Annotated in this window: 22 protein-coding genes and 3 pseudogenes; 15 read left to right on the top strand and 10 right to left on the bottom strand. The window is 66.8% G+C overall.

Annotation, left to right across the window (positions count from 1 at the left end; all coding sequences use genetic code 11):
• Positions 1 to 75 precede the first annotated feature (75 nt).
• The gene (locus ACIP4Z_RS26925) at positions 76 to 390 is read right to left on the bottom strand and encodes a hypothetical protein (protein ID WP_401312311.1); all 315 of its coding nucleotides are present in this window, start codon (positions 388 to 390) and stop codon (positions 76 to 78) included.
• A 627-nt stretch (positions 391 to 1,017) separates the two neighbouring features.
• On the opposite strand from ACIP4Z_RS26925, the gene ACIP4Z_RS26920 reads away from it, so the two are divergent.
• Complete coding sequence (locus ACIP4Z_RS26920; protein ID WP_391053013.1) at positions 1,018 to 1,230, top strand: hypothetical protein; 213 nt, start codon at positions 1,018 to 1,020, stop codon at positions 1,228 to 1,230.
• 105 nt (positions 1,231 to 1,335) lie between these two features.
• A complete protein-coding gene (locus ACIP4Z_RS26915) occupies positions 1,336 to 1,743 on the top strand; it encodes a hypothetical protein (RefSeq protein WP_401312308.1) in 408 nt (135 codons plus the stop codon).
• A 116-nt stretch (positions 1,744 to 1,859) separates the two neighbouring features.
• On the opposite strand, the gene ACIP4Z_RS26910 is transcribed toward ACIP4Z_RS26915, so the two are convergent.
• The 4 genes from ACIP4Z_RS26910 to ACIP4Z_RS26895 form a co-directional block, all read right to left on the bottom strand.
• Complete coding sequence (locus tag ACIP4Z_RS26910; RefSeq protein ID WP_355343423.1) at positions 1,860 to 2,291, bottom strand: hypothetical protein; 432 nt, start codon at positions 2,289 to 2,291, stop codon at positions 1,860 to 1,862.
• Between the two features lie 251 nt (positions 2,292 to 2,542).
• Positions 2,543 to 2,947, bottom strand: a complete 405-nt coding sequence (locus ACIP4Z_RS26905; RefSeq protein WP_401312305.1) for a DUF6262 family protein — start codon at positions 2,945 to 2,947, stop codon at positions 2,543 to 2,545.
• Positions 2,944 to 4,053 carry a tyrosine-type recombinase/integrase gene (locus ACIP4Z_RS26900; RefSeq protein ID WP_401312302.1) on the bottom strand — a complete coding sequence of 370 codons (1,110 nt, stop codon included), beginning with the start codon at positions 4,051 to 4,053 and terminating at the stop codon, positions 2,944 to 2,946. Before ACIP4Z_RS26900 ends, ACIP4Z_RS26905 begins: the two co-directional genes overlap by 4 nt.
• A 13-nt stretch (positions 4,054 to 4,066) precedes the next feature.
• Entirely contained in the window at positions 4,067 to 4,711 is a 645-nt protein-coding gene (locus tag ACIP4Z_RS26895) for a site-specific integrase (protein ID WP_401312299.1), read from the bottom strand.
• Between the two features lie 80 nt (positions 4,712 to 4,791).
• On the opposite strand from ACIP4Z_RS26895, the gene ACIP4Z_RS26890 reads away from it, so the two are divergent.
• Both ACIP4Z_RS26890 and ACIP4Z_RS26885 read left to right on the top strand, forming a co-directional pair.
• Entirely contained in the window at positions 4,792 to 5,103 is a 312-nt protein-coding gene (locus ACIP4Z_RS26890; protein WP_401312296.1) for an HNH endonuclease family protein, read from the top strand.
• Positions 5,104 to 5,220: 117 nt separating this feature from the next.
• Positions 5,221 to 5,508, top strand: coding sequence for a hypothetical protein (locus ACIP4Z_RS26885; protein ID WP_401312293.1), 288 nt, complete (start codon positions 5,221 to 5,223; stop codon positions 5,506 to 5,508).
• Between the two features lie 109 nt (positions 5,509 to 5,617).
• Here ACIP4Z_RS26885 and ACIP4Z_RS26880 read toward each other — a convergent pair whose 3' ends face one another.
• Positions 5,618 to 5,791: a hypothetical protein gene (locus ACIP4Z_RS26880; RefSeq protein WP_401312290.1), complete on the bottom strand. Its 174-nt coding sequence runs from the start codon at positions 5,789 to 5,791 to the stop codon at positions 5,618 to 5,620.
• A 624-nt stretch (positions 5,792 to 6,415) separates the two neighbouring features.
• On the opposite strand from ACIP4Z_RS26880, the gene ACIP4Z_RS26875 reads away from it, so the two are divergent.
• From ACIP4Z_RS26875 to ACIP4Z_RS26840, 8 genes and pseudogenes are all read left to right on the top strand, one after another.
• Positions 6,416 to 7,426, top strand: coding sequence for a DUF6192 family protein (locus tag ACIP4Z_RS26875; RefSeq protein WP_401312287.1), 1,011 nt, complete (start codon positions 6,416 to 6,418; stop codon positions 7,424 to 7,426).
• A gap of 3 nt (positions 7,427 to 7,429) precedes the next feature.
• A complete protein-coding gene (locus ACIP4Z_RS26870; RefSeq protein WP_401312284.1) occupies positions 7,430 to 7,858 on the top strand; it encodes a RacP protein in 429 nt (142 codons plus the stop codon).
• A gap of 65 nt (positions 7,859 to 7,923) precedes the next feature.
• A pseudogene (locus tag ACIP4Z_RS26865) lies at positions 7,924 to 8,724 on the top strand (IS5 family transposase); the annotation flags it as partial.
• Positions 8,725 to 8,970: 246 nt separating this feature from the next.
• A pseudogene (locus ACIP4Z_RS26860) lies at positions 8,971 to 9,434 on the top strand (DUF2199 domain-containing protein).
• A 33-nt stretch (positions 9,435 to 9,467) separates the two neighbouring features.
• Positions 9,468 to 9,923 (top strand): DUF6228 family protein, encoded by a 456-nt coding sequence (locus ACIP4Z_RS26855; protein WP_391053002.1) that lies wholly within the window; start codon positions 9,468 to 9,470, stop codon positions 9,921 to 9,923.
• Positions 9,920 to 10,393 (top strand): hypothetical protein, encoded by a 474-nt coding sequence (locus ACIP4Z_RS26850; RefSeq protein ID WP_401312280.1) that lies wholly within the window; start codon positions 9,920 to 9,922, stop codon positions 10,391 to 10,393. Before ACIP4Z_RS26855 ends, ACIP4Z_RS26850 begins: the two co-directional genes overlap by 4 nt.
• A gap of 364 nt (positions 10,394 to 10,757) precedes the next feature.
• A pseudogene (locus ACIP4Z_RS26845) lies at positions 10,758 to 12,221 on the top strand (NF041680 family putative transposase); the annotation flags it as partial.
• 73 nt (positions 12,222 to 12,294) lie between these two features.
• Positions 12,295 to 12,987, top strand: a complete 693-nt coding sequence (locus ACIP4Z_RS26840; protein WP_401312277.1) for a class I SAM-dependent methyltransferase — start codon at positions 12,295 to 12,297, stop codon at positions 12,985 to 12,987.
• Between the two features lie 1,279 nt (positions 12,988 to 14,266).
• Here ACIP4Z_RS26840 and ACIP4Z_RS26835 read toward each other — a convergent pair.
• Positions 14,267 to 14,737, bottom strand: a complete 471-nt coding sequence (locus ACIP4Z_RS26835; protein WP_391052776.1) for a VOC family protein — start codon at positions 14,735 to 14,737, stop codon at positions 14,267 to 14,269.
• 316 nt (positions 14,738 to 15,053) lie between these two features.
• On the opposite strand from ACIP4Z_RS26835, the gene ACIP4Z_RS26830 reads away from it, so the two are divergent.
• The 3 genes from ACIP4Z_RS26830 to ACIP4Z_RS26820 all read left to right on the top strand — a co-directional run bounded on the left by ACIP4Z_RS26830 (position 15,054) and on the right by ACIP4Z_RS26820 (position 16,438).
• On the top strand, positions 15,054 to 15,809 hold the full coding sequence (locus ACIP4Z_RS26830; protein ID WP_401312272.1) for a hypothetical protein: 756 nt from the start codon (positions 15,054 to 15,056) through the stop codon (positions 15,807 to 15,809).
• 90 nt (positions 15,810 to 15,899) lie between these two features.
• Positions 15,900 to 16,148: a hypothetical protein gene (locus ACIP4Z_RS26825; RefSeq protein WP_391052782.1), complete on the top strand. Its 249-nt coding sequence runs from the start codon at positions 15,900 to 15,902 to the stop codon at positions 16,146 to 16,148.
• Positions 16,148 to 16,438, top strand: a complete 291-nt coding sequence (locus ACIP4Z_RS26820) for a hypothetical protein (protein WP_391052785.1) — start codon at positions 16,148 to 16,150, stop codon at positions 16,436 to 16,438. The genes ACIP4Z_RS26825 and ACIP4Z_RS26820 overlap by 1 nt, the downstream gene beginning before the upstream one ends.
• A gap of 120 nt (positions 16,439 to 16,558) precedes the next feature.
• Here the strand turns inward: ACIP4Z_RS26820 and ACIP4Z_RS26815 are convergent, their stop codons facing one another.
• The 3 genes from ACIP4Z_RS26815 to ACIP4Z_RS26805 all read right to left on the bottom strand — a co-directional run bounded on the left by ACIP4Z_RS26815 (position 16,559) and on the right by ACIP4Z_RS26805 (position 18,426).
• Entirely contained in the window at positions 16,559 to 17,602 is a 1,044-nt protein-coding gene (locus tag ACIP4Z_RS26815; protein ID WP_401312268.1) for a S66 peptidase family protein, read from the bottom strand.
• A 79-nt stretch (positions 17,603 to 17,681) separates the two neighbouring features.
• Positions 17,682 to 18,266, bottom strand: a complete 585-nt coding sequence (locus tag ACIP4Z_RS26810) for a DUF6262 family protein (RefSeq protein WP_391052830.1) — start codon at positions 18,264 to 18,266, stop codon at positions 17,682 to 17,684.
• On the bottom strand, positions 18,256 to 18,426 hold the full coding sequence (locus ACIP4Z_RS26805; RefSeq protein WP_401312266.1) for a hypothetical protein: 171 nt from the start codon (positions 18,424 to 18,426) through the stop codon (positions 18,256 to 18,258). The genes ACIP4Z_RS26810 and ACIP4Z_RS26805 overlap by 11 nt, the downstream gene beginning before the upstream one ends.
• Positions 18,427 to 18,526: the final 100 nt, after the last annotated feature.

Raw genomic sequence — 18,526 nt, 5'->3', positions numbered from 1 at the left:
GATGCCGGGCAGCGTCAGGTCGCTGTGGACACCAGCAGATTGCCCGACGCGACATCCACCTGTGCGGAGACGTGATCACCGGCCGGGAACGACAGCCGCGTCGCCCCCGGCCGCCAGCATCGGCGAGACGTGCGTGTCCTGAAGCGTCGTCAACGCCGAGCACGTCGTGCCCTGGCACGCCTGCACCTGCCAGTCGAACTGCGTACCGAACGGCATCGACACCGGCAGCGTCAGCCGGGCGACCGAGCCCGAAGCGACCGTCACCGTACCGCCGTTGACCAGATCCCACGCCCCGCCCGCGGCATACGTCCCCGCGAAGAACTTCGCCGTGACCTGCCCGCCCGACGAGCTCGACACCTTCGCCGTCAGCACCGGCTTCATACTGTCCACCAGCGCAACAGCCTGCGTCGGAACATCCGGGGCCGCCGCCACTGCCGGCGCCCCCGACGCGATGACCACCCCCGTGGTCACCACACCAACAACCGCTCCCCAGCGGCCGAACACACATCTACGCACCCGCAGCCCACCCCCATCAGAATCAGCGCTCCGCCGTCCGGCGGCACGCCTGAGACATCCTGAGGCAGGCCACGTACGGAACGTTGCCGTCCGGCAACTGATTGCGGAGCGTGACGTCGGTGGCGTTCGGTCATCTCGGGAACATTCCGGCGGTCTGCCAGTAATCCACGGGGCAACAGGGATCCTGCCGGTGGAGTCCCGGACATCGGGACTCATTGACCCAGGATTGAGCCGAGCAACGAGGAGGAGTGACCTTCCTCATGACATGACCCGCGTCATCCGGGGAAAGAAGCGCAGCCATCGGGGCGCCCCCACGGGCATCGAGTCCTCACCGCAGCCGGGCCGACATCGCGGGGCGGCCGAAAGATCCGTGTTATGGCCGGTACCGTCCTGCCGACCACGGGCCAGTGGCCGGGCCACAGGTGCGGCTGCGGGTCAGCGCCACGGCGTGGGCGGGCCTGGACCGCGGGCACGGGATCCTGCGCGGGCGCCGGGCCCCGGGTGACTGCCGCCGGGACCGGCATCCACCCGGGCCGCGCCGTCGAGGTGTGGCTGCCCGGACCGGACGGACGCGCCGTCCAGGAGTTCGACAGCGAGGTGTTCGACCTCTTGGACGGCGGCCTGCTCAGGACCGGACACCCCGCCACCACGCCGCGCCGCGGTCGACACCTGGACGGCCGGACCGGGGGTGCATCGGCGGTCACCGCGGTCTGACTTTCCGGCGCCTGACGGATCGAAGGGGGCGGCTCCTGGTTGGCGACGTGCCCGGCAGGGGTGACGGTGCCCGGTGCGGGACGGGTTGTCCGGTACGAAGCGGTCATGATCCTTTCTTCGATGCGGCGTACGGTCTTCGCCTCCGGTGCCGCTCTGGCCGTCCTGACCTTGCCGCTCGCGGGCCCGGCTGCCGCGGCTTCCGTGCCCACATCCGGCACGGCGGGGGAGACGGTTTCCCTTCCGGCGAGCCAGGCGCTGGCGGCGCTTCCGGTCCGGGCGGAGGACCGCACCGGGTACGAGCGCAGCAAGTTCCGGCACTGGATCGACGCCGACGGCGACGGGTGCTCGACCCGGCAGGAGGTGCTGAAACGGGACGCGCTCACAGCCCCGGTCCAGGGCCCGCGCTGCGCGCTGACCGGCGGCACCTGGCTCAGCCCGTACGACGACATGTACATCGACGACGCGAGCAAGCTCGACATCGACCACCTGGTATCTGCACCTACGGCGAGCTGAGAACGCGATGTCCCAGGTACAGCTGTCGACGGCATGGCGCCCACAGAACTCGCCGCAGGCACGCGCCTTTCCGCTCCTCCTGACACTGGAGCTGTGAGCGCTGACGCCCAGGTTGGCTACCAGTGCTCAGTAATGGTGCCGTCAGCGTTGATCTCCTCGCGTACCGTCGCGGCGTGCCGCTTCCAGACCGGCATCTCCGCTTCCGCAGTCGCACGAAGCCAGTCTGTGAAAGAGGCATGGCTGCGGAAGGGAACGTCGCCGTTCATGCCCTCGGAGTAGGACCAGACCTCGGGGTCTGGCCCGGTGCCGCGCATGAACTCGAACTGGTAACCCTGATGCATGGTGAAGACGCGGTCAGTTGGTTCGAAGTGGAAGGGGGAGTCGTTCTCCTCGAGCAGCTCGCGGGCCGCCTCTCCCAGTCCAAGAACGCGGGAGTAGTAGACGTCTTCCCCACGCATGAATCGACCTGCGCCACCGCCGATCAGCGAGAGGAACTCTCGGTAGGCATCTGCCATCGGAACCTGCTGGTCACGCTCGACCGCCAGCACGGCCTCTGCCGGCAGGCCCCGGATCTGCTCGGGGCGGGCCGTGGTCCCATCGGTGATGGCGTGGACGACAGCGCGAACCCGCTGCGCCGCTGTAAGCCTTCCAGGTTCGTCCCACGCGGTCGGCCATCGCTCCGTCGGAGAAGGTACGGCTGAGCTCTCTTCCCGGCGTCGCTTCCACCACATCTGGCACCTCATGCCCTTTGACGACTCGGTCACAGGCTGTCTACCAGAGCGCGAGGTGCCTGGGTCCGTCAGGCCTCGTAGTGGGCCAGGCGCCTGCGCAGGTCCAGATTCTCACCTTGGGCCACCTCCAAAGCCTTGCGAAGCCGGTCAACCTCTGCCCGATGATCCTGCTGTTGGCGTGTGAGGCGCGCGCTCAGCGCCCGCACCGCAGCTGAGGTTGACCGATCTTCCAAGGGTTCTGTTGGCCTCGTCAGAGTCTGCCCGGCCTTGTCGCGGTGCCGTTCGATCTGGGCGCGTAGGTCCGGGCTTCGATACAGGAAGTCGGTGCTCACCTCGGCCTCCCGGGCCACGGCGGTGAAGCTGATGGGCCTTCCCGCCTTGGCCAGCTGGGCGAGGGCGGCGCGGGCCCGCTTCTCGGTTTCCTCGGTCCGGGCACGGATGGCTTGGCGGAGATGTTCGGGCAGCGGTGTCATGCGGTCGGCTCCTGCGGTGGGGTGGTGGCCGGCAGTTCGGGGCGGTCGGCCGCACCGGCTCCGCGTACCGCCCGCAGTTGCCCGTCCTCGTGGACGCTGACCTGGTCCAGGGCGACGAGAACCTTGGTCAGTGCGCGGGTCTCGGACAGGCGACCGGCGAGCCAGATGTTGTCCTCACCCATCGGCTCGCCGTGGCGAACGGTGAACTGGGTCTGACGCCGGGTGATCAGCGCCTCCGACTGTTGAAGCTGGTGTTGGAGTTCCTCGCGATGGCTGGCATCGGTGACGAACTTGTCGCAGCTCAGGCAGGCGTTTCCCTTCGAACAGACTTGCCGGGGCGGCAACATGCACCAGCCGTTCGGCAGAACCCGGTCAGCGCGCTGGTCCAGGTGCAGGAGGTCGTAGAGGTCGCTCGGATCGACCTCGGCGGTCCGGCCGTCGGCCGTCACCTTCTTGTAGCGCAAGAACTCGCGCTCGGCCGTCACCGCCAGGGTCTTGGCGTAGTGCATGGTCATGGTCGGAGTGATGTGGCCCAGGTAGCGCATGACGACGTGGATCGGCACCCCGGCGTTGATCAGGTCGGTCGCCCGGGTGTGCCGGGAGGTGTGGGTCTTGGACACCTTGACGGGGCGGCCGACACTGTCGGTGATGGCCAGCTCCTCGGTCAGCACGCCAAGTCGACTGTGGAACGTCGCCGAAGCGTAGGGCCTCTTCCCGAGCCGGTTGTTCTTGGTCTGCAGGAAGAGATACGGCGGGTCCGTTCCCTCTGGGGCGCCCTGCGCGGCGATGAACTCGCGGGCCCACTTCTGCTGGAGACGGCCCCGGTACAGGTTGCAGAAAATGTAGGCATCATCCCAATCGTCGAGTTCGACGTCGGCGCCGGCCTCGCACAGCGCCCACACCCAGTCCCCGTACAGCCGGTCCAGGGATGAGCCGACGAAGACGCGTCGGTAGCCGCTCTTGGCCCGCAGACCGTGCGGATGGTCCTCGCGGTGCACCACTTCGACCTGGGCGGTGGTACCCGTGCCGGTCTTCCAGTCCCGGTGCCGCAGCCCCAACGCCTCGCCCAGCCGCAGACCGGTCTCCTCCAGCAGCGTCCACAGCAACCGGTACCGCAACTCACCCGACCAGGCACCGACAAACCGGATCCCACAACGCCTCCGACTCGCGCAGTGACGCCATCTGCCCTGGCAGAAGAACAGGGACGGGCTTCACCCGGACCCGGACCTTCACGACACTCGAATGCCGGCCCTGCTTGCGGGCCACATGCTCCAGGAACGGCAGATAGTTGCCCGGCCTGGCATGTACCGTCTCGTACAGACGGCCCGCGACCTCGACCCCACGTGCGGCCTGGTAGCGGTAGAAGCCCAGCACCGCCCGGACCCGACTCGCCACCGTCGCATCGGCCGCCCTCTCCGCGGCGCGCAGCGGGACGACGGCCTCCGCGACCCCACCGCGACGCAACTGCCCTACGAACGTGCCGAGTTCGGTCACGCCGACCGTGTCCCATCCCTGCGAGCGCTGCTCCAGGAACGACCACCACAGCGCCAGGCCCCGGGCATAACTCCTGATCGTGTTCGGTGACCGGTCCGTCCCCCGCAGGTACTCCAGATACTGCTCAGCCGGCTCCGCGACCCGGAAGTCACCCGCGACCACCGTCCACGTCGGCCCGGCCCCGGTCGCCACCCGTTGGGTGCTCGCCACCACATCCCCCTGCCTGTCATCACTGTCAGCGGCAAATAGCCGCTGCACCGGATAACGCAACGCTCACAGAAAGGAAACCGGGCAATCGCCCTCTGTCACGGATGTCAGCGGCAGGCACGTGAGGGGGCGGATAACACCTGGTGCCGCTCGCCGAAGCCTGGGACAGCGGTGCCTCGGCCTGGACGCCCAAGGAACGACAGGACTACGCGAACGACTTGGGGGACCCGCGGGATCTGGTCGCGGTCTCCGCGAAATCCAATCGGTCCAAGGCCGACAGGGACCCGTCGCAGTGGCTGCCGCCGGCCGCCGGTTACCGCTGCACCTACGTCACCGACTGGATCGCCGACAAGACCCGGTGGGGCCTGGACATCGACACCGCCGAACAGGAAGCGCTCGCCCGCACCCTCGCCGACTGCCCTGACACTGTCATCACCGTGACCACAGCCCGGTGACCGCCGGTCTCTGGCCGCTGCCCTGCTTGAGGATTCGGCGGCTGGTCCTCCGGGCGGCGTAGCAGGCCGTGCCCTCCCGGTTCGGCGGTCGTTGGCCCGGCCATGAAAAAGATGATCATGCGCGGGGCGCTGACGGCCGCGGCGGTGGCTTTGGCCGCCACGGCCGGTGCCACTCCCGCCTTCGCGGACAACGACAGCAACTTCGGCAGCGGCGTGAACGCCGCGAACAACTGGAACTTCACCGCCGCCGCGGTGTGCCTCCAGGAAGTCGCGGTCGTCCCGGTGCTGGGCGACTACGTCAGCGACCACGCCAACAACTGCTCGAACGGCAACGTCATCGACCACACCGCGAGAGCCGTGCAGGGAGTGGAAGGAGATGTGACCAGCGACCTGACCGGCCACTGACACTGATCCGTTTCCGCCGGGCCTGGTGCGCAGCTGGGATCCGTCGGCCACCGTTCCCCTCACCTGACAGCAGTCCGTGAGGGGAACGGCGTGGTCGCCAGCGTGCCGACTACCGGCGGGCGTTCGGCCGGCGGTGGGTGCGGCGGCCGCGCGTGGGCTGGAGTTCGCGCAGGGCGGCGCGGATCTGTGGTGCGGTCGGTGCGGGGCGGCCGTGTGCGGCGAGGCCGTCGAGGAGGTTGTCGACCAGCCGCGTCAGGTGGTCGATCCTCGGCTTGCGCCTCATGGTCGTCTCCTTCGGTCGGGGTAGCGGGGGCCGGTTGCTGCCCCCGTCCATGGGCCGCCCGTGACAACCGGCGGCGCTTCCCGATGGCGATGAGTGCCTGTTTTCGATCCCGGGTTTTGAGTAGCTTTGTGCCCTAGGCTTGTTGGGTGTCCGAGGACGCCGGGCAGGCTGTGGAGCGGGTGTGTGAGGGGTGTGGGGTTCGGCTGCGATCGGACGCTCCGCCTCGGACGAGGTTCTGCTCAACGTCGTGTCGTTCCAGGCAATGGCGTCGCGACCTGCGGTTGCGCAAGCGGGTGGCTGCGGAACTGGGTGGTGCCGGCCGGGCTGTGTGTCCCGAGTGCGGAGCCGCTTGGGTCGTGGGGGTGGACCGCCGTTCGAATGCGGTCTACTGCTCGCGGCGGTGCGTCACGAGGGCCTGGCGGGCCCGGAAGGAATCGTTCGGCGAACGGTCACAGTGACCGCAACGCGAACGCATCCGGGCCGCATGTTCGGTCGGAACCCGGTCATTTACGGTCATTAGTTGTGATCTTCGTATTTCCGGTCTGACGCTCGATCGGAGAAGCGGGCCGGGTCATGCCACGGCCGCGGGGCCGTGCGCCGGCCCCGCGGTGGGTGGTGAAGGCCATGCCCGAAGAGATCAACGACGCCGACACGGTCGGCAGCGTCAGCGCGACACGGTATGCGGAGATCGTCGCTGACTTGCGGAAACAACTGGAGACAGCCGGTCGCATCCAATTCGCGGTCGGTGACTGCGCGCTCGAAGTCGAGCCGATGCGCGAGTTCGGCGGCCAGGAGCGAAGCGATTCACTGTTCACGGTCAAGGACTCGCTGTTCCGCCTGTCCGAGGACATCGGGCTGTCCTACGCGACGGTGGACAAGGCCCGGCGGACGGCGTCGAGGTGGCCGAAGGACCGCCGGGTGTCAGGGGTGTCCTTCACCGTCCACCAGATCCTGGCGTCCATCGCCGACGACGAGGAACGATTCGCCACCATCCTCACCCTGCCCGAGGGCAAATCCCGCTGGACGCCTGACCAGGCCAACCGCAGGGTCGGCCGACAGGTCGTCAAGCCCGTAACTCCGCAGGAGAAGGTCAGCGCGATCCACACTCTGGCCACCGACGAGGAGGTCGCCGCGACCGTCACCAGCGACCTGCTGCGCCGCCCGACGGTGGTCGCGCAGGTCAAGCAGGAGGACAAGGTCCGGGTCGTGGAAGAGCTGACCCGCGACGACCACGTCGCCGCGAAGGTCACCACCGGCCTGCTGCGGCGCCCGGATGTCGCGTTCCGCGCGATGTCGGACGACACCGCCCGCCACCAGGTCAACCACGCCCAGGTCGAGCGGGGCCGCCAGGCCCGCGAGCACTTCGAGGACACCAGCCCAATCGCCCCGGCGGTGAAGAACATGGACCGGACAGTGGAGTTCCTGGACCTGGTCACCGCCTGCCACGCGTTCGTCGCCGCAGCCGACCGGGTCGTCCCCGGAATGCGCGACCGGCAGCTCGGCGACGACGAACGCGTCATCATGCACGAGAACGTCGCCCGCGTGAGGGCGACGCTGGACTGGATCGAGACCGCGGTCGACACCGGCAAGGTCGACGTCGACGGCGAGCTGGCCAAGCTCCTGCAGGGTGAATAACCGATGCCCCGTGCCTCCGCGCGCAGGTCGCCGGCGGCCCAGCGGCACGCCGACACCGTCCGGTTCGTGCTCTTCGAAGCACGGCCGGCCGGTCTGACCTTTCCCCAGTTGGTCAGATCCAGCGAGCTGTCACCCAGCCAGACCCGATCCGGCCTGGCCTGTCTGCGCGACATCATCACCGAACGCGGCTGGCCACCGCTGATCTGGACCCTCAAGGACGGCTACAAGTTCTGCGCCGACCCCTCCGAGCTCCAGGCATACGAGGTCGCGGTCATCCGCGGCAAGCTCACCGAGATCCGCCGGTTCATCACCGGCACCGTCGCCCCGCACGCCGTCCTCCAGCCCAAGGGCCGGTGGATCAAGCACCTGAACACCCAGCTCAACTCGGTGGAGTCCACGCTCGACGTTATCGCCGACTTCACCGACGCATGACCGGCCCGGACCGCAGTCTGCCTGGGGGCACGGCGGTCCGGACCCCTGACCTGGAGGAGGGATCGTTGCCGCGGCCACGCTGCTACCCCTCCGACACCTGGGACGACGAGTGGGCGCTGATCGAACCGCTGCTGCCTACGCCGGCCTGGGAGACCGCGACCGGCGGGCGCCCGGAGAAGCACCCGCGCCGGGAGATCGTGGACGCGATCCGCTACGTCGTCGACACCGGATGCAAGTGGCGGGCCCTGCCCAAGGACTTCCCTCCCTGGCGGACCTGCTACGGCTTCATGGCCCGCTGGGCCGCCGCCGGCGTCATCGGCCAGATCCGTGACGAGCTCCGCAAGCGGATCCGCCGCGAGATGGGCAAGGCACCGGGGGCGGTGGCCACCGTCATCGACTCCCAGTCGATCAAGGCCGCCGAAACCGTCGGCAAGGACTCCCGCGGCTACGACGGCGGCAAGAAGGTCAACGGCCGCAAGCGGCACCTGGTCGTGGACACTAAGGGCCTGCCCCTGTTCGTCATGGTCACCCCGGCCGACATGACCGACCGCAACGCAGCGAAGGAAGTCCTGTTCCGGCTGCGGCTGATGCACCCCGAGATCACCATCGTCTGGGCCGACTCCGCCTACGCCGGACAACTCGTGACCTGGGCCAAGACCTACCTCAACCTGACGATCAAGACCGTCAGCCGCCCGAAGAACACCCCCGGCTTCGTCGTCCTGCCCCGCCGCTGGGTAGTCGAACGCTCCCACGCCTAGGTCATGCACGCCCGCCGGCACGCACGCGACTACGAACGCCTCATTCAGCACTCCGAGTCGTTGATCACCTGGGCCGCGATCACCCTGATGACCAGGCGCATCACCCGCCGAAGCTCCCGCAGGAGCGGACAGCCCGCCTCCCGCGAAGCCCACCGAGACTGATCACTGCGGCACTGACGGTCAGCAGACCCACCAAGAGGCCACCGGGCCCTCTAGCAGGTCCAATTGTCGCACCGGCACGCCGACTCCATAGGCGGCTCTGGCCGGACGGGCCAGATCACTAGGCTTCCTGCCATGGCCAACGATCTCGGATTCACCTGCTCGTGCTGCGGCGAGCACCACTTGGAGCTGCCGATGAACTACACGGCGCCCGCCCCCTACGTCTGGGATCCGACCTTCGCCGACGCCCCCGACTGCCTGCTCTCCCCGGACCAGTGCGTCATCAAAGCACAGCACTACTTCGTCAAGGGCATGATCGACATACCGGTCACCGACAGCGACGATGTGTTCTCCTGGGGCGTCTGGATCTCCCTCAGCCGCGAGAACTTCTCCCACGCGACGGACCTGTGGGACACACCAGGACGCGAGTCCGCGAATCCGTACTTCGGATGGCTGGCCACCGAGTTGCCCCTCTACTCGCCCAGCACCATCAACCTGAAGACCCACGTCCACACACGGCCTGTCGGTGAGCGCCCTACATCGAACTCGAACCCACCGACCATCCCCTGGCCATCGAGCAGCGCACCGGCATCACCCTGAAGCGCGTCCGCGAGATAGCCGAAGCCGTACTGCACCCCACCGACTCTGAATCCGGATGACTTGCGATCTGACGCTGGCCTAGCGTTCCACCCATGACCTCCCTGGACAGCGACACCGACGACAAGCCCGGCATCACCATTCGCTGCCAGGACAACCCGGCCGTCGGCGTGAAGTTCTGCGATCGGTTCAGCTTCGACGAAGACTCCGTGCACTATGCCGTCGAGCTGTGGGCTCCTGGTCTTGCCGCTCGTGTCAACGAGGTCGTGGCCTGGACTTGGGACAGCGATCTCGTCCCGTTCCTGGAGGAACTGGCCAGAGACTACCGAGGCTGGAACGGCGAGCGGGCCTGGCAGACCAACGACCAGGACTTGGCAGTAACGGCGGTCTTCCGTTCCGGAGGCCACGTCGGGCTGACCTGGACACTGCGCCCCTGGCCGAAGGCCGCCGGCGGCTGGACCGCCTCGGTGACCACATGGTTGGAAGCCGGCGAGCAGATGACCTCGCTGGCGTCCGACATCCAGCAATTCCTCGACGGCGCACAGCCGTGACCGCCGATCTGCGCGTCACCTGGACTCTGGACGGGCACGGTTGGGCCGACTGCGTCGTCGAGGCCCCTCAGACGAGGGGCGAACTCACCTCGTCCTACATCACCGGCACTCCTGAGGATCTCCTAACGGCGGTGGCCCGCCTGGTTGCCGGAGAGACCGAGACCCGCGCTCAGTTCGAGTCCGAGCCAACCGCCTACCGATGGGTCTTCTACCGCGAGGACGATGACGTTTGGATCCGGGTGCTGGAACTGCCCAACGGGAGCGACCACGACAACAGAGGGACCGAGGTCTGGTCCGGCCAGACCGACATCGACCGGCTCGCCCGAGCCATGATCCGCTGCTTCGACGAGGTGGCGCGGACCTACGGCGAGAGCGGCTACCGCGGGAAGTGGGGAGAGCACTTCCCCAGAGCCGAGCTCAAAGCCCTCAGGCGGCTCTGGCACTCTCGTGAACGCCCCGAAGACGTATGAGCTGGACACCGCTCACTGCTCAGGTTGAGTGAGACGAACGGCCCCGCCCTGTCTCACTCAACCTGAACTATCCCAGGCCGGGGTGGCCCACCTCTACGGAGACTGGTCAACGCCGACAGCCGCAACCCGCAACAGCGAGGCGATCCCCGCAAGTTCGAATTCTGACCTGGGAAAACGCCAAGGTTCCAACGATGTTCCTGTCATGAACGACTCACAAACAGGCACTTAACTTGTTTTTTAACGACCGTGTCGGTTCGGCGAGTTGAGGGCCTTCTGACCAGCGAGGGCCGGGACGACAGCAGTGCGGCCTTGGTGTGATCATGTGCGTTGTCGAGACGCTGTTGATCATGCCAAGGCCGCGAGGGTGAGTCTGCTGCACGACGCTGTACGCGTCGAGTCCCTGACCGTGTTGTCCCGGTTCCGGACCGACTTCTATGACTGTCTGACCGCCTGCGCGGACGCGCTGTTCGAGCTGGCAGACGCCGTGCTGTGCACGGACGGGCCGGTGCGGTCGCTGGTCGACGTCGCTCTGGCGCCGGAGCACCGCCGGGGTCACGGTTCCCTCTACGCGGGCCTGAACCGCGGCGGGCTCGATGTCGGCCGACTGCGGCGGGTTCTGGCCGGGGTGCCGCTGCCGCGGGCGGCCGACGGGCGGCTGGTCCTGGCCGTGGACGTCTCGCCGTGGCTTCGACCCGACGCCGGGACCGTGCCGGACCGCTCGTTCTGCCACACCTACGGCCGCGGCAACGCCAAGCACCAGATGATGACCGGCTGGCCGTACTCGGTCGTCGTCGCGCTGGAGAGTGGCCGCACTTCCTGGTCCGCGATCCTGGATGCGGTCCGGCTCGCTGCGGGCGCGGATCTGGCGGCGGTCACCGCCCGCCAGGTCCGTGAGGTGATCGAACGGCTCGTCGCGGCGGGCCAGTGGACCGAGGGTGATCCGGACATCCTGATTGTGCTGGACGCAGGCTACGACGCGCCGCGCATCGCCTACCTGCTGTCCGGTCTGCCGGTCGAGGTCCTGGGCCGGACCCGTTCGGACCGGGTGATGCGGCGCCCGGCGCCCTCGCGGGAGGAGTTCTACCGGGCCCACCCGAAGGGCGGGCGGCTACCCAAGCACGGCGGAGAGTTCGTCTTCGGCGACCCCGCCACCTGGGGCCAGGAACAGACCGTCACGGTCACCGACACCCGCCTCTACGGCAAGGCCACCGCCCAGGCGTGGGACCGGCTGCACCCCAGGTTGACCCAGCGGGCCGCCTGGCTCGACCACGACGGCCCGCTGCTGGTCATCGAGGGCACCGTCATCCGCCTGGCCGTCGAACACCTGTCCTCCGGCGGGGTGAACAAGCCGGTCTGGCTCTGGTGGTCACGCACCGGCGCCACCCCTGCCGACATCGACCGCTGCTGGCAGGCGTTCCTGCGACGCTTCGACATCGAGCACACCTTCCGCATGCTCAAACAGACCCTCGGCTGGACCCGGCCCCGACTCCGCGACTCGGCCGCCGCAGATCGCTGGACCTGGCTGATCATCGCCGCCCACACCCAACTCCGCCTCGCCCGCCCCCTCGCCACCGACGTGCGGCGGCCCTGGGAGAAACCGGCGCCACCGCACAAACTCACGCCCGCTCGCGTCCGGCGCGGGTTCCGGAACCTCCGCACGAGAACGGGTTCGCCGGCCGGTGCACCGAAACCCACCACACCCGGCCCCGGACGCCCGCCGGGCTCGAAGAACCGCCGGCCGGTAGCACGGCACGACGTCGGACGTGTCCTGGCCACCGGTGAGGCATATGCCCGCCCGGCCCACCACCAAAAAGGAACTAAGCCGCGCCGCCAGCCGGACTACGCTCCCGCCGGTGACCACACATCCGAACAACGAAGCCGCCGTCCAGCAGTGGAACACCATGCCCCGCGAGGCAATGGAGGCGATGGAGCCGGACGGCGACTTCGCCAAACGCCATCTGATCAACCCGGTGCTGCTGCGCATGCTCGGTGACGTGCGGGGCCGACGCGTCCTGGATGCCGGATGCGGCCAGGGCTACTTCAGCCGCATGCTGGCCACTCGCGGCGCCCACGTCGCCGGCGTCGAGCCCACCGACGCGATGTTCACCTACAACCAGGAGAAGGAGCTTGCCCTCCAGCAGGGCATCCACTACATCCAAGCCGACCTGACCCGGCTACCAGACCTGGGCAGCGGGTACGACGCCGTCGTCTGCAGCATGGTGCTGCCCGCCATCCCCGACTGGAAGCCCGCCATGCGAGCTTGCGTGCAAGCCCTGCGACCTGGCGGGCTGTTCCTGTTCTCGGTCAACCACCCCGCCTTCGAGCAACTGCTCGCCACCTGGCGCAAACATGGGGAGTACCGCCTGCGCCGGTACCTGGAGGAGTACGAGATCCGCCTCACCCACGCAACCGACTTCCACCGGCCGATCTCGGCCTACCTCAACGAACTGGCCGCGCTCGGATGCCGACTGCGCGAGATCGCCGAGCCGGGCCTCGAACCCGACATCGCGCGGGAGACAGCGGACACCGAACCCGGCATCGAGAGCTACGTCCACCTCCCCAACTTCTTGATCGTCGCAGCCGAGCATCCATGAGGGCGGAGGTTAAACGACAAGCTAAAGCAGTAAACAGGCTCGTTCACCTGGCCGCTGTCCGCAGGGCATCGGCCGGACCGTACGGGCATAACGACTGACCAACACCCAGCCCGCACACCGCCCGCCAGCAGCGGCGCGGGGGCAGATCCACGAGGGCCTGGAGCGGGCGGAGTTCACCCGGAAGCGATGTAACGCCCCTCCCACCTCGGGGCACCGCAACGGCGCTGCACCTCATACGCACAGCGCCGCGTTCCTGGGTAGCAACTTAGCCGGGCTACTTCTCTGTTCGCCCTCCACTCCCAGACCCGGGCAAGCGTCCGGGAGGCCATAAACAGAGCGCTGCGTGAGCAGGGGGCTCGCGCGAGACCCCTGCTCACCGAACGTTGGTGGTCAAGGTTTCGATAGTCCAAATTCCAACAAGAACACATCGGAAGATGCAAAAAATCAAGCCAAGCACGGGGAACGATAAATTGATGCAACCACCATGAAGAGGCAGGTTGGCGGATGAAACGGAGGCAGTTGTTCCGAATCGTCATCTAGCCAAATGACGCCTTCACCTTGTGTGATCGAGTCGCTTGTCACTAACTTCTTCCGAGTCATACACGCCCCGCCGCACAGAGGGTTAATTCAGCAGGCGGAGACAAGGAGAAGAATGATTTCGACTCGCACCATCCTCAAGGGAAGCGTCGCCCTGCTTTTGGCGGTCCCGCTCACAGGACTCGCCACAAATGCTTCCGCAACTTCGACGCCGGGCACCAAGATCTCAACTGAGATAGTTGGCCCGCAGGTTAATATCGGATGCGACGCTTACATCGAAGACCCGTTCTTCGTTGTAAGCGGCGGCCCTCTCTACGGGTCGAGTTGGATCACCAAATGCACTAGTCCCGCCCCGGATGCGTGCCGTGTGACAACTGACCTGGAAAAGGTCTTTCCCACGGGCACGATAGCAACCGTGGCCCACGGAGATTCGGGGTGGGGCCCCTGCACCCCGAACAAGAAGATCAACACAAAACCTTACGGGTGCCCGAGCGGCCGGGGTAACGCAAGTTACCAGGTACTTTCTACCCTGACGATCCAGGTTGGCGCTCAAGTCGCCGGAACTCCTCACTACGGAAACAAGGTCACCAGGCCCTGCGAGTGAGACGTTCTCAACGGCCGTCACGGAGCTGAGAGAGGGGTGCGGCTTGGAGATACGGGCAAGTTCCGCCCGGCCGCACCCCAACAGCCGTTCACGCAATCTACGGCATGACCCGTCAATAATCTTAGAAATCCTCGGTCCTCACGGAATGGTGATCCTGGCGGAGTAGGAAACACCGGAAATCTGAGGCTCCACGCCTTCCCAGAATTGATCTTCGGACTTCCGACTCCCTGACATTCTTGATTCTGCTTCTTTTACTTCGTGGTCGCCGGATTCGACAAAGAACTCGTTCCCCTCCGGATCCGACATGGTGACCTGGCCGATCCCCCATCCCTGGTGAACTTTTTCGATGACGGTGGCGCCTAAACCGGTAAGACGTCTGACTTCGTCAGAAAGCGTCCCTGTGTCCGGAGCGAGCCGGAGAAGAAACGGGCCCCGTGTAGGTCGATCACCACTGACTTCGGTGAAAAAAAGGGCGCACCCATCTCCTGTGCCGGGAAGTTTGATCAGGCAATTCTCTTTTTGAACCTCGGAGAGGCCAAGCGCGGCGCGCCAGAATTTAGCTTGCATCAGTGGACTGCTACATTCCACTACGATATGACGGATCGACATGGAACCAAACATATCCCAGTGCTGCGGTGACGAGCGGGCACCGGAGGAAAGCCCTGGCCAGGTGGGGGGCTGACGGCAGAGCAGCACGACCTGCGCCTCCGACCTCTGCCGTTGAGTCGACTGAGCGATGCCGAGACCGGACACCGTGAGGTGGTGCCCGATGTGAGTCTTATGTTCTCTAAGTAGCTATTTGAAGTTTTCATGGCTATTTTTCAGAGTGAAATGGTCGGCGCCGGGATTTTCGGAAGAGCCGGGTCGACCACCCCGCGCCCCGCAGGGGCGACATCCGTTCTTCGGCCACGGCAGAATCGGCGGGGTGAGTTCTTCTCCCGCGCAGCCGGTTGTTGACGTCGACGACCCCACAACCTGGCCCGCGCCTTTCGCCGACGTCGTGCGTCGGCTCGCGGACGACGCGCACCTCGATGACGTGACCCTTTCGGTGGATCTCGACCTGTACGACGAGGAGGACCAGGCGCGCCGGCTGCTGAGCGGGTGCCTGGTCCGGGCGCGGCACTGCACGCGGTTGCTCGACTACGAGGACGACGCCGTCCGTGCCCAGGGACTGCGGCTCCTGACCGTCGACCTCGTCAACGAGCGGCTGGACCAGGCGTACGAGCGCGGGCTGTTCACCGCCGAAGAACACACCCTCATCCGGGAGAAGAACTGCCTCACCCCCCAGCCCAGCCGGTGGGGGAGACGAGCTGATCAGGTGTGTTTCACCCTGTCCGAGGCCGCGATGGTGCACAACGTCGACAGCGGCGAGCGGCTGCTGACCTTCTGGGGCGGCGAGGCGATCTACTGGCTGTACTGCGAGACCCACCCGGAGATCGGACGGAAGCTGCGCACCATGGGCAGGCCGACGATCGTCACCGCGCTGCTGGACCTGTCCGACCCGGGGAAGCACCGTATCTATAAGTCGCTGATCAACACCTTCGTCGGGAAGGCGCTGGGCAACGAGGAGGTCGATGCCGACGTTCTGTACTTCGAGCCCGTCCCACCCGAGCGCATCGAGTCCGTCGTGCACCCCGGGGATCCCAAGTACGACCGCTTCCCCGCACTCCGACGCACCTGACGATCCGCTTCGGCCAGCGGTATACCAACTCGTCCCGGTGACAAGGCATACGGCGCTACCGTGGACGGACCAAAGCTTCTGGAGTCGAAGATGAGCGAGCTTGAACACGACGAAGCCGCCCCGACACCGGCGCCCGGCCGGGAGGCGCTGACACCGGACGGCGCGGAGGCGCTGCGCGCGTACGCGGCCCGCACCCGTGAGGACGCCGACCGCCTGGCCGCCGTCCTTGAGGACATCGCGCTCAACGGTCTGCCCGACCCCGCGACCTGCACACCGTGGGAAGAGCTGCGGGAACGCAAGCTCGCGCAGCTCCACGCCGCGCGCGGCCACGTCGCCTGATGCCGCGCCACTCCCGTCCGCGGGCGAGGATCACGTTCTCCGAGTCGGCGGAGAAGCAGATCGAGGCCCTGACCGACGAAGCCGAGCTGCTCGCCCTGGACCGCGCCCTGGCGGTGCTGTCCGTCGACCCCGACGCCGGCACCCCGATCCCCGGCTCGCATCCGGGTCTGCGCGACTACCGCGACGACGTCGACGACGTCCGCGTCGTCTACTTCGTCACCGCGCTGCGGACCATCATTATCTGGGGTTGCGCAGGTCTTTATGCAGTTCACAGGCATGCGATGGTGTGATGCACGTTAGGTACGGCCTGCTGGCAGAGCGATTGAGTGCGCGTCTCACCGGGATGTCCGCGATCTTGATCAGTGCCTGGAACGCCCAAGAAGTGCGTTCCGCAGAACCCAGCGGATGGATCAGTAGGTGACACTGATTCGACGTGCTGGGCCGTCGACTCGGATACGACCGCCGTAGGGGATGACGATCTGCGGGTCTGTGTGGCCCAGGTCGACGTCGAACACCGTCATCGTGTCGGGGGCGTACTGGCTGAGTGCCCGCAGGACGGCTTCGCGCTGTTGCTGCCGGAAGTCCGTTCGCTCCTGGACGGTCAGCCGTTGTTCGAATGACCAGCTCTTGGCCCGGCCCATCAGTAGCGCCGGGAACTGGCGGAGGAGTCCGCGTTCGCCCATGTTGCGCAGAATTCGGTAGACCTCCTCTGCTCCCGGCATTTCTTCGGATGTCTCCAGGAAGAGGACGTTGCCGGAGTAGGTGTCGGCCTGTTGTATTTCGCGGTTGGCCATCAGCAACCAGGACAGGATCTCCAGGTTGCCGCCCCAACTGCTCCCTTCGATTACCCGGTCAGCGTTGTTCCAGGTCCATCCCCCGGCGGGTTCCATCTCCGGTTCGGCTTCGAACGTCTGCGGGTCCTCCCAGGAGCGGTTGACGTCTCCGGAAGCTTTGGAGGGCGTGAGCTCGTACTCGCCCGACGTGAACAGGGCCGCCCGGAGGGATTCTTCGGTCAGCGGGTGCATAGCGCCGGGCCGTCCGAGCTCGACCATTACCGAACCACCGTGGTAGCCGACGATGCCTAGGTTCCGGAGGAAAATCAGCAGGTTGGTGTTGTCGCTGTAGCCGAAGAAGGGCTTGGGGTTGGCGCGGAGAAGACCGCGGTCGAGGTGCGGGAGCACGCTGATCTGGTCGTCGCCGCCGATGCTGGAGATCACTGCTTTGACCTGGGGGTCGGCGAAGGCCGCGTGGATATCGGCGGCGCGTTCTTGTGGGGTCGCGCCCATCTGGCGAGTCGTGGGGTACTCCACCGTCTCCAGCCCGAAGTCATGCTGGAGCCTGCGTAGTCCCAGTTCGTAGGGCATGGGCAGGAGCCCGGGCAGGCCGGACGAGGGGGAGAGGACCGCAACGCGATCTCCAGGGTGGGGCTTGGCGGGGTATCGGAGGGTCGTCATCGGGTGATCGTAGTCGTCAACGGCTCCGCCGCCGCAGGGCTTTTCTCGGGGTGCCATCGGCTGGCCGTGACGCACTGGATCAGGGACGATTCTCGTTGCGGATCATGCGGCGGAGGCTGGTGCGGGCGGCGGCGAGGTCATCTTCGAGCTCGGCGACCCGCTGCTGCAGTTCCGCATTCTGAGTGGTCGCTTGCCGTTCTGCCGTGGACAACCGGAGGTTCTCCTCCGCGAGCTCGTTCACGCGGTCGACCAGGTCGTGGTTGCCGAGCTGTTCGACCTGCTGTCCCAGATGGGTGCGGGCTTGTTGCCGCAGCTGGCCGTTCTCGGTCCGGAGCCGCTTGATCTCCTGTCGAGCGAGAAGCAGATCGGTCTGCTCGCTGGTGGTGGAGACCTTCCGCCCGCTCTGCTGGTCCTGGTGGCCTTGGGCACCCTGGCGGGCCCGTGCCTGATCGATGCGTTCACGCAGGCCAGGGGCATAGACGAGCCAGCTGGAGACGCCGGCTTCCCGGGCGACCGCGGCAAAAGTGACGGGGCGCTTGTCCCGGAGCATGTCCTGGACAGCCTTCAGGACGCGTCCCCGCTTGTCTGCACTGTCCCGCTGACGTGCGGCTTTGAGGACCTCAGCAGGTGTCCGAGAAGACTTCTGGGATGTCTCAGCAGGAATCTGAGGCCTCCTCGCGGATCACGGTCAGCGGCAGCAGCTTGTGGTCCCGAGTGGCCCGGACCTTCCGCAGGATCGAGCTGGCCTCCTCGATCTCCTCGCGCTCGTCCTGGGGGAGCTTGCAGAGCCGGTCGCGCATCGTGTCGGCGACGGTCGTGAACACGGTGATCTTATGGCGTGCCGATGATCATGGTTTTTTTGATCTTGGTTGTGCTGGGGTTGTGCAGTTGTTTCGGGTGGATGAGCGGGGGCGGGGTGTGGCC

Origin of the sequence: Streptomyces sp. NPDC088910 (assembly GCF_044749865.1) — a bacterium.
Taxonomy (GTDB): Bacteria; Actinomycetota; Actinomycetes; order Streptomycetales; family Streptomycetaceae; genus Actinacidiphila.
This window is presented reverse-complemented; position numbering and strand designations above follow the sequence as displayed.

What these genes read in the sequence shown, in the direction of transcription:
- ACIP4Z_RS26915 (WP_401312308.1), top strand. Translation starts at nt 1,336, where the DNA reads ATGATCCTTTCTTCGATGCGGCGTACGGTCTTCGCCTCCGGTGCCGCT.
- ACIP4Z_RS26905 (WP_401312305.1), bottom strand. Translation starts at nt 2,947, where the DNA reads ATGACACCGCTGCCCGAACATCTCCGCCAAGCCATCCGTGCCCGGACC.
- ACIP4Z_RS26885 (WP_401312293.1), top strand. Translation starts at nt 5,221, where the DNA reads ATGCGCGGGGCGCTGACGGCCGCGGCGGTGGCTTTGGCCGCCACGGCC.
- ACIP4Z_RS26880 (WP_401312290.1), bottom strand. Translation starts at nt 5,791, where the DNA reads ATGAGGCGCAAGCCGAGGATCGACCACCTGACGCGGCTGGTCGACAAC.
- ACIP4Z_RS26875 (WP_401312287.1), top strand. Translation starts at nt 6,416, where the DNA reads ATGCCCGAAGAGATCAACGACGCCGACACGGTCGGCAGCGTCAGCGCG.
- ACIP4Z_RS26870 (WP_401312284.1), top strand. Translation starts at nt 7,430, where the DNA reads ATGCCCCGTGCCTCCGCGCGCAGGTCGCCGGCGGCCCAGCGGCACGCC.
- ACIP4Z_RS26855 (WP_391053002.1), top strand. Translation starts at nt 9,468, where the DNA reads ATGACCTCCCTGGACAGCGACACCGACGACAAGCCCGGCATCACCATT.
- ACIP4Z_RS26840 (WP_401312277.1), top strand. Translation starts at nt 12,295, where the DNA reads ATGCCCCGCGAGGCAATGGAGGCGATGGAGCCGGACGGCGACTTCGCC.
- ACIP4Z_RS26835 (WP_391052776.1), bottom strand. Translation starts at nt 14,737, where the DNA reads ATGTCGATCCGTCATATCGTAGTGGAATGTAGCAGTCCACTGATGCAA.
- ACIP4Z_RS26825 (WP_391052782.1), top strand. Translation starts at nt 15,900, where the DNA reads ATGAGCGAGCTTGAACACGACGAAGCCGCCCCGACACCGGCGCCCGGC.
- ACIP4Z_RS26820 (WP_391052785.1), top strand. Translation starts at nt 16,148, where the DNA reads ATGCCGCGCCACTCCCGTCCGCGGGCGAGGATCACGTTCTCCGAGTCG.
- ACIP4Z_RS26815 (WP_401312268.1), bottom strand. Translation starts at nt 17,602, where the DNA reads ATGACGACCCTCCGATACCCCGCCAAGCCCCACCCTGGAGATCGCGTT.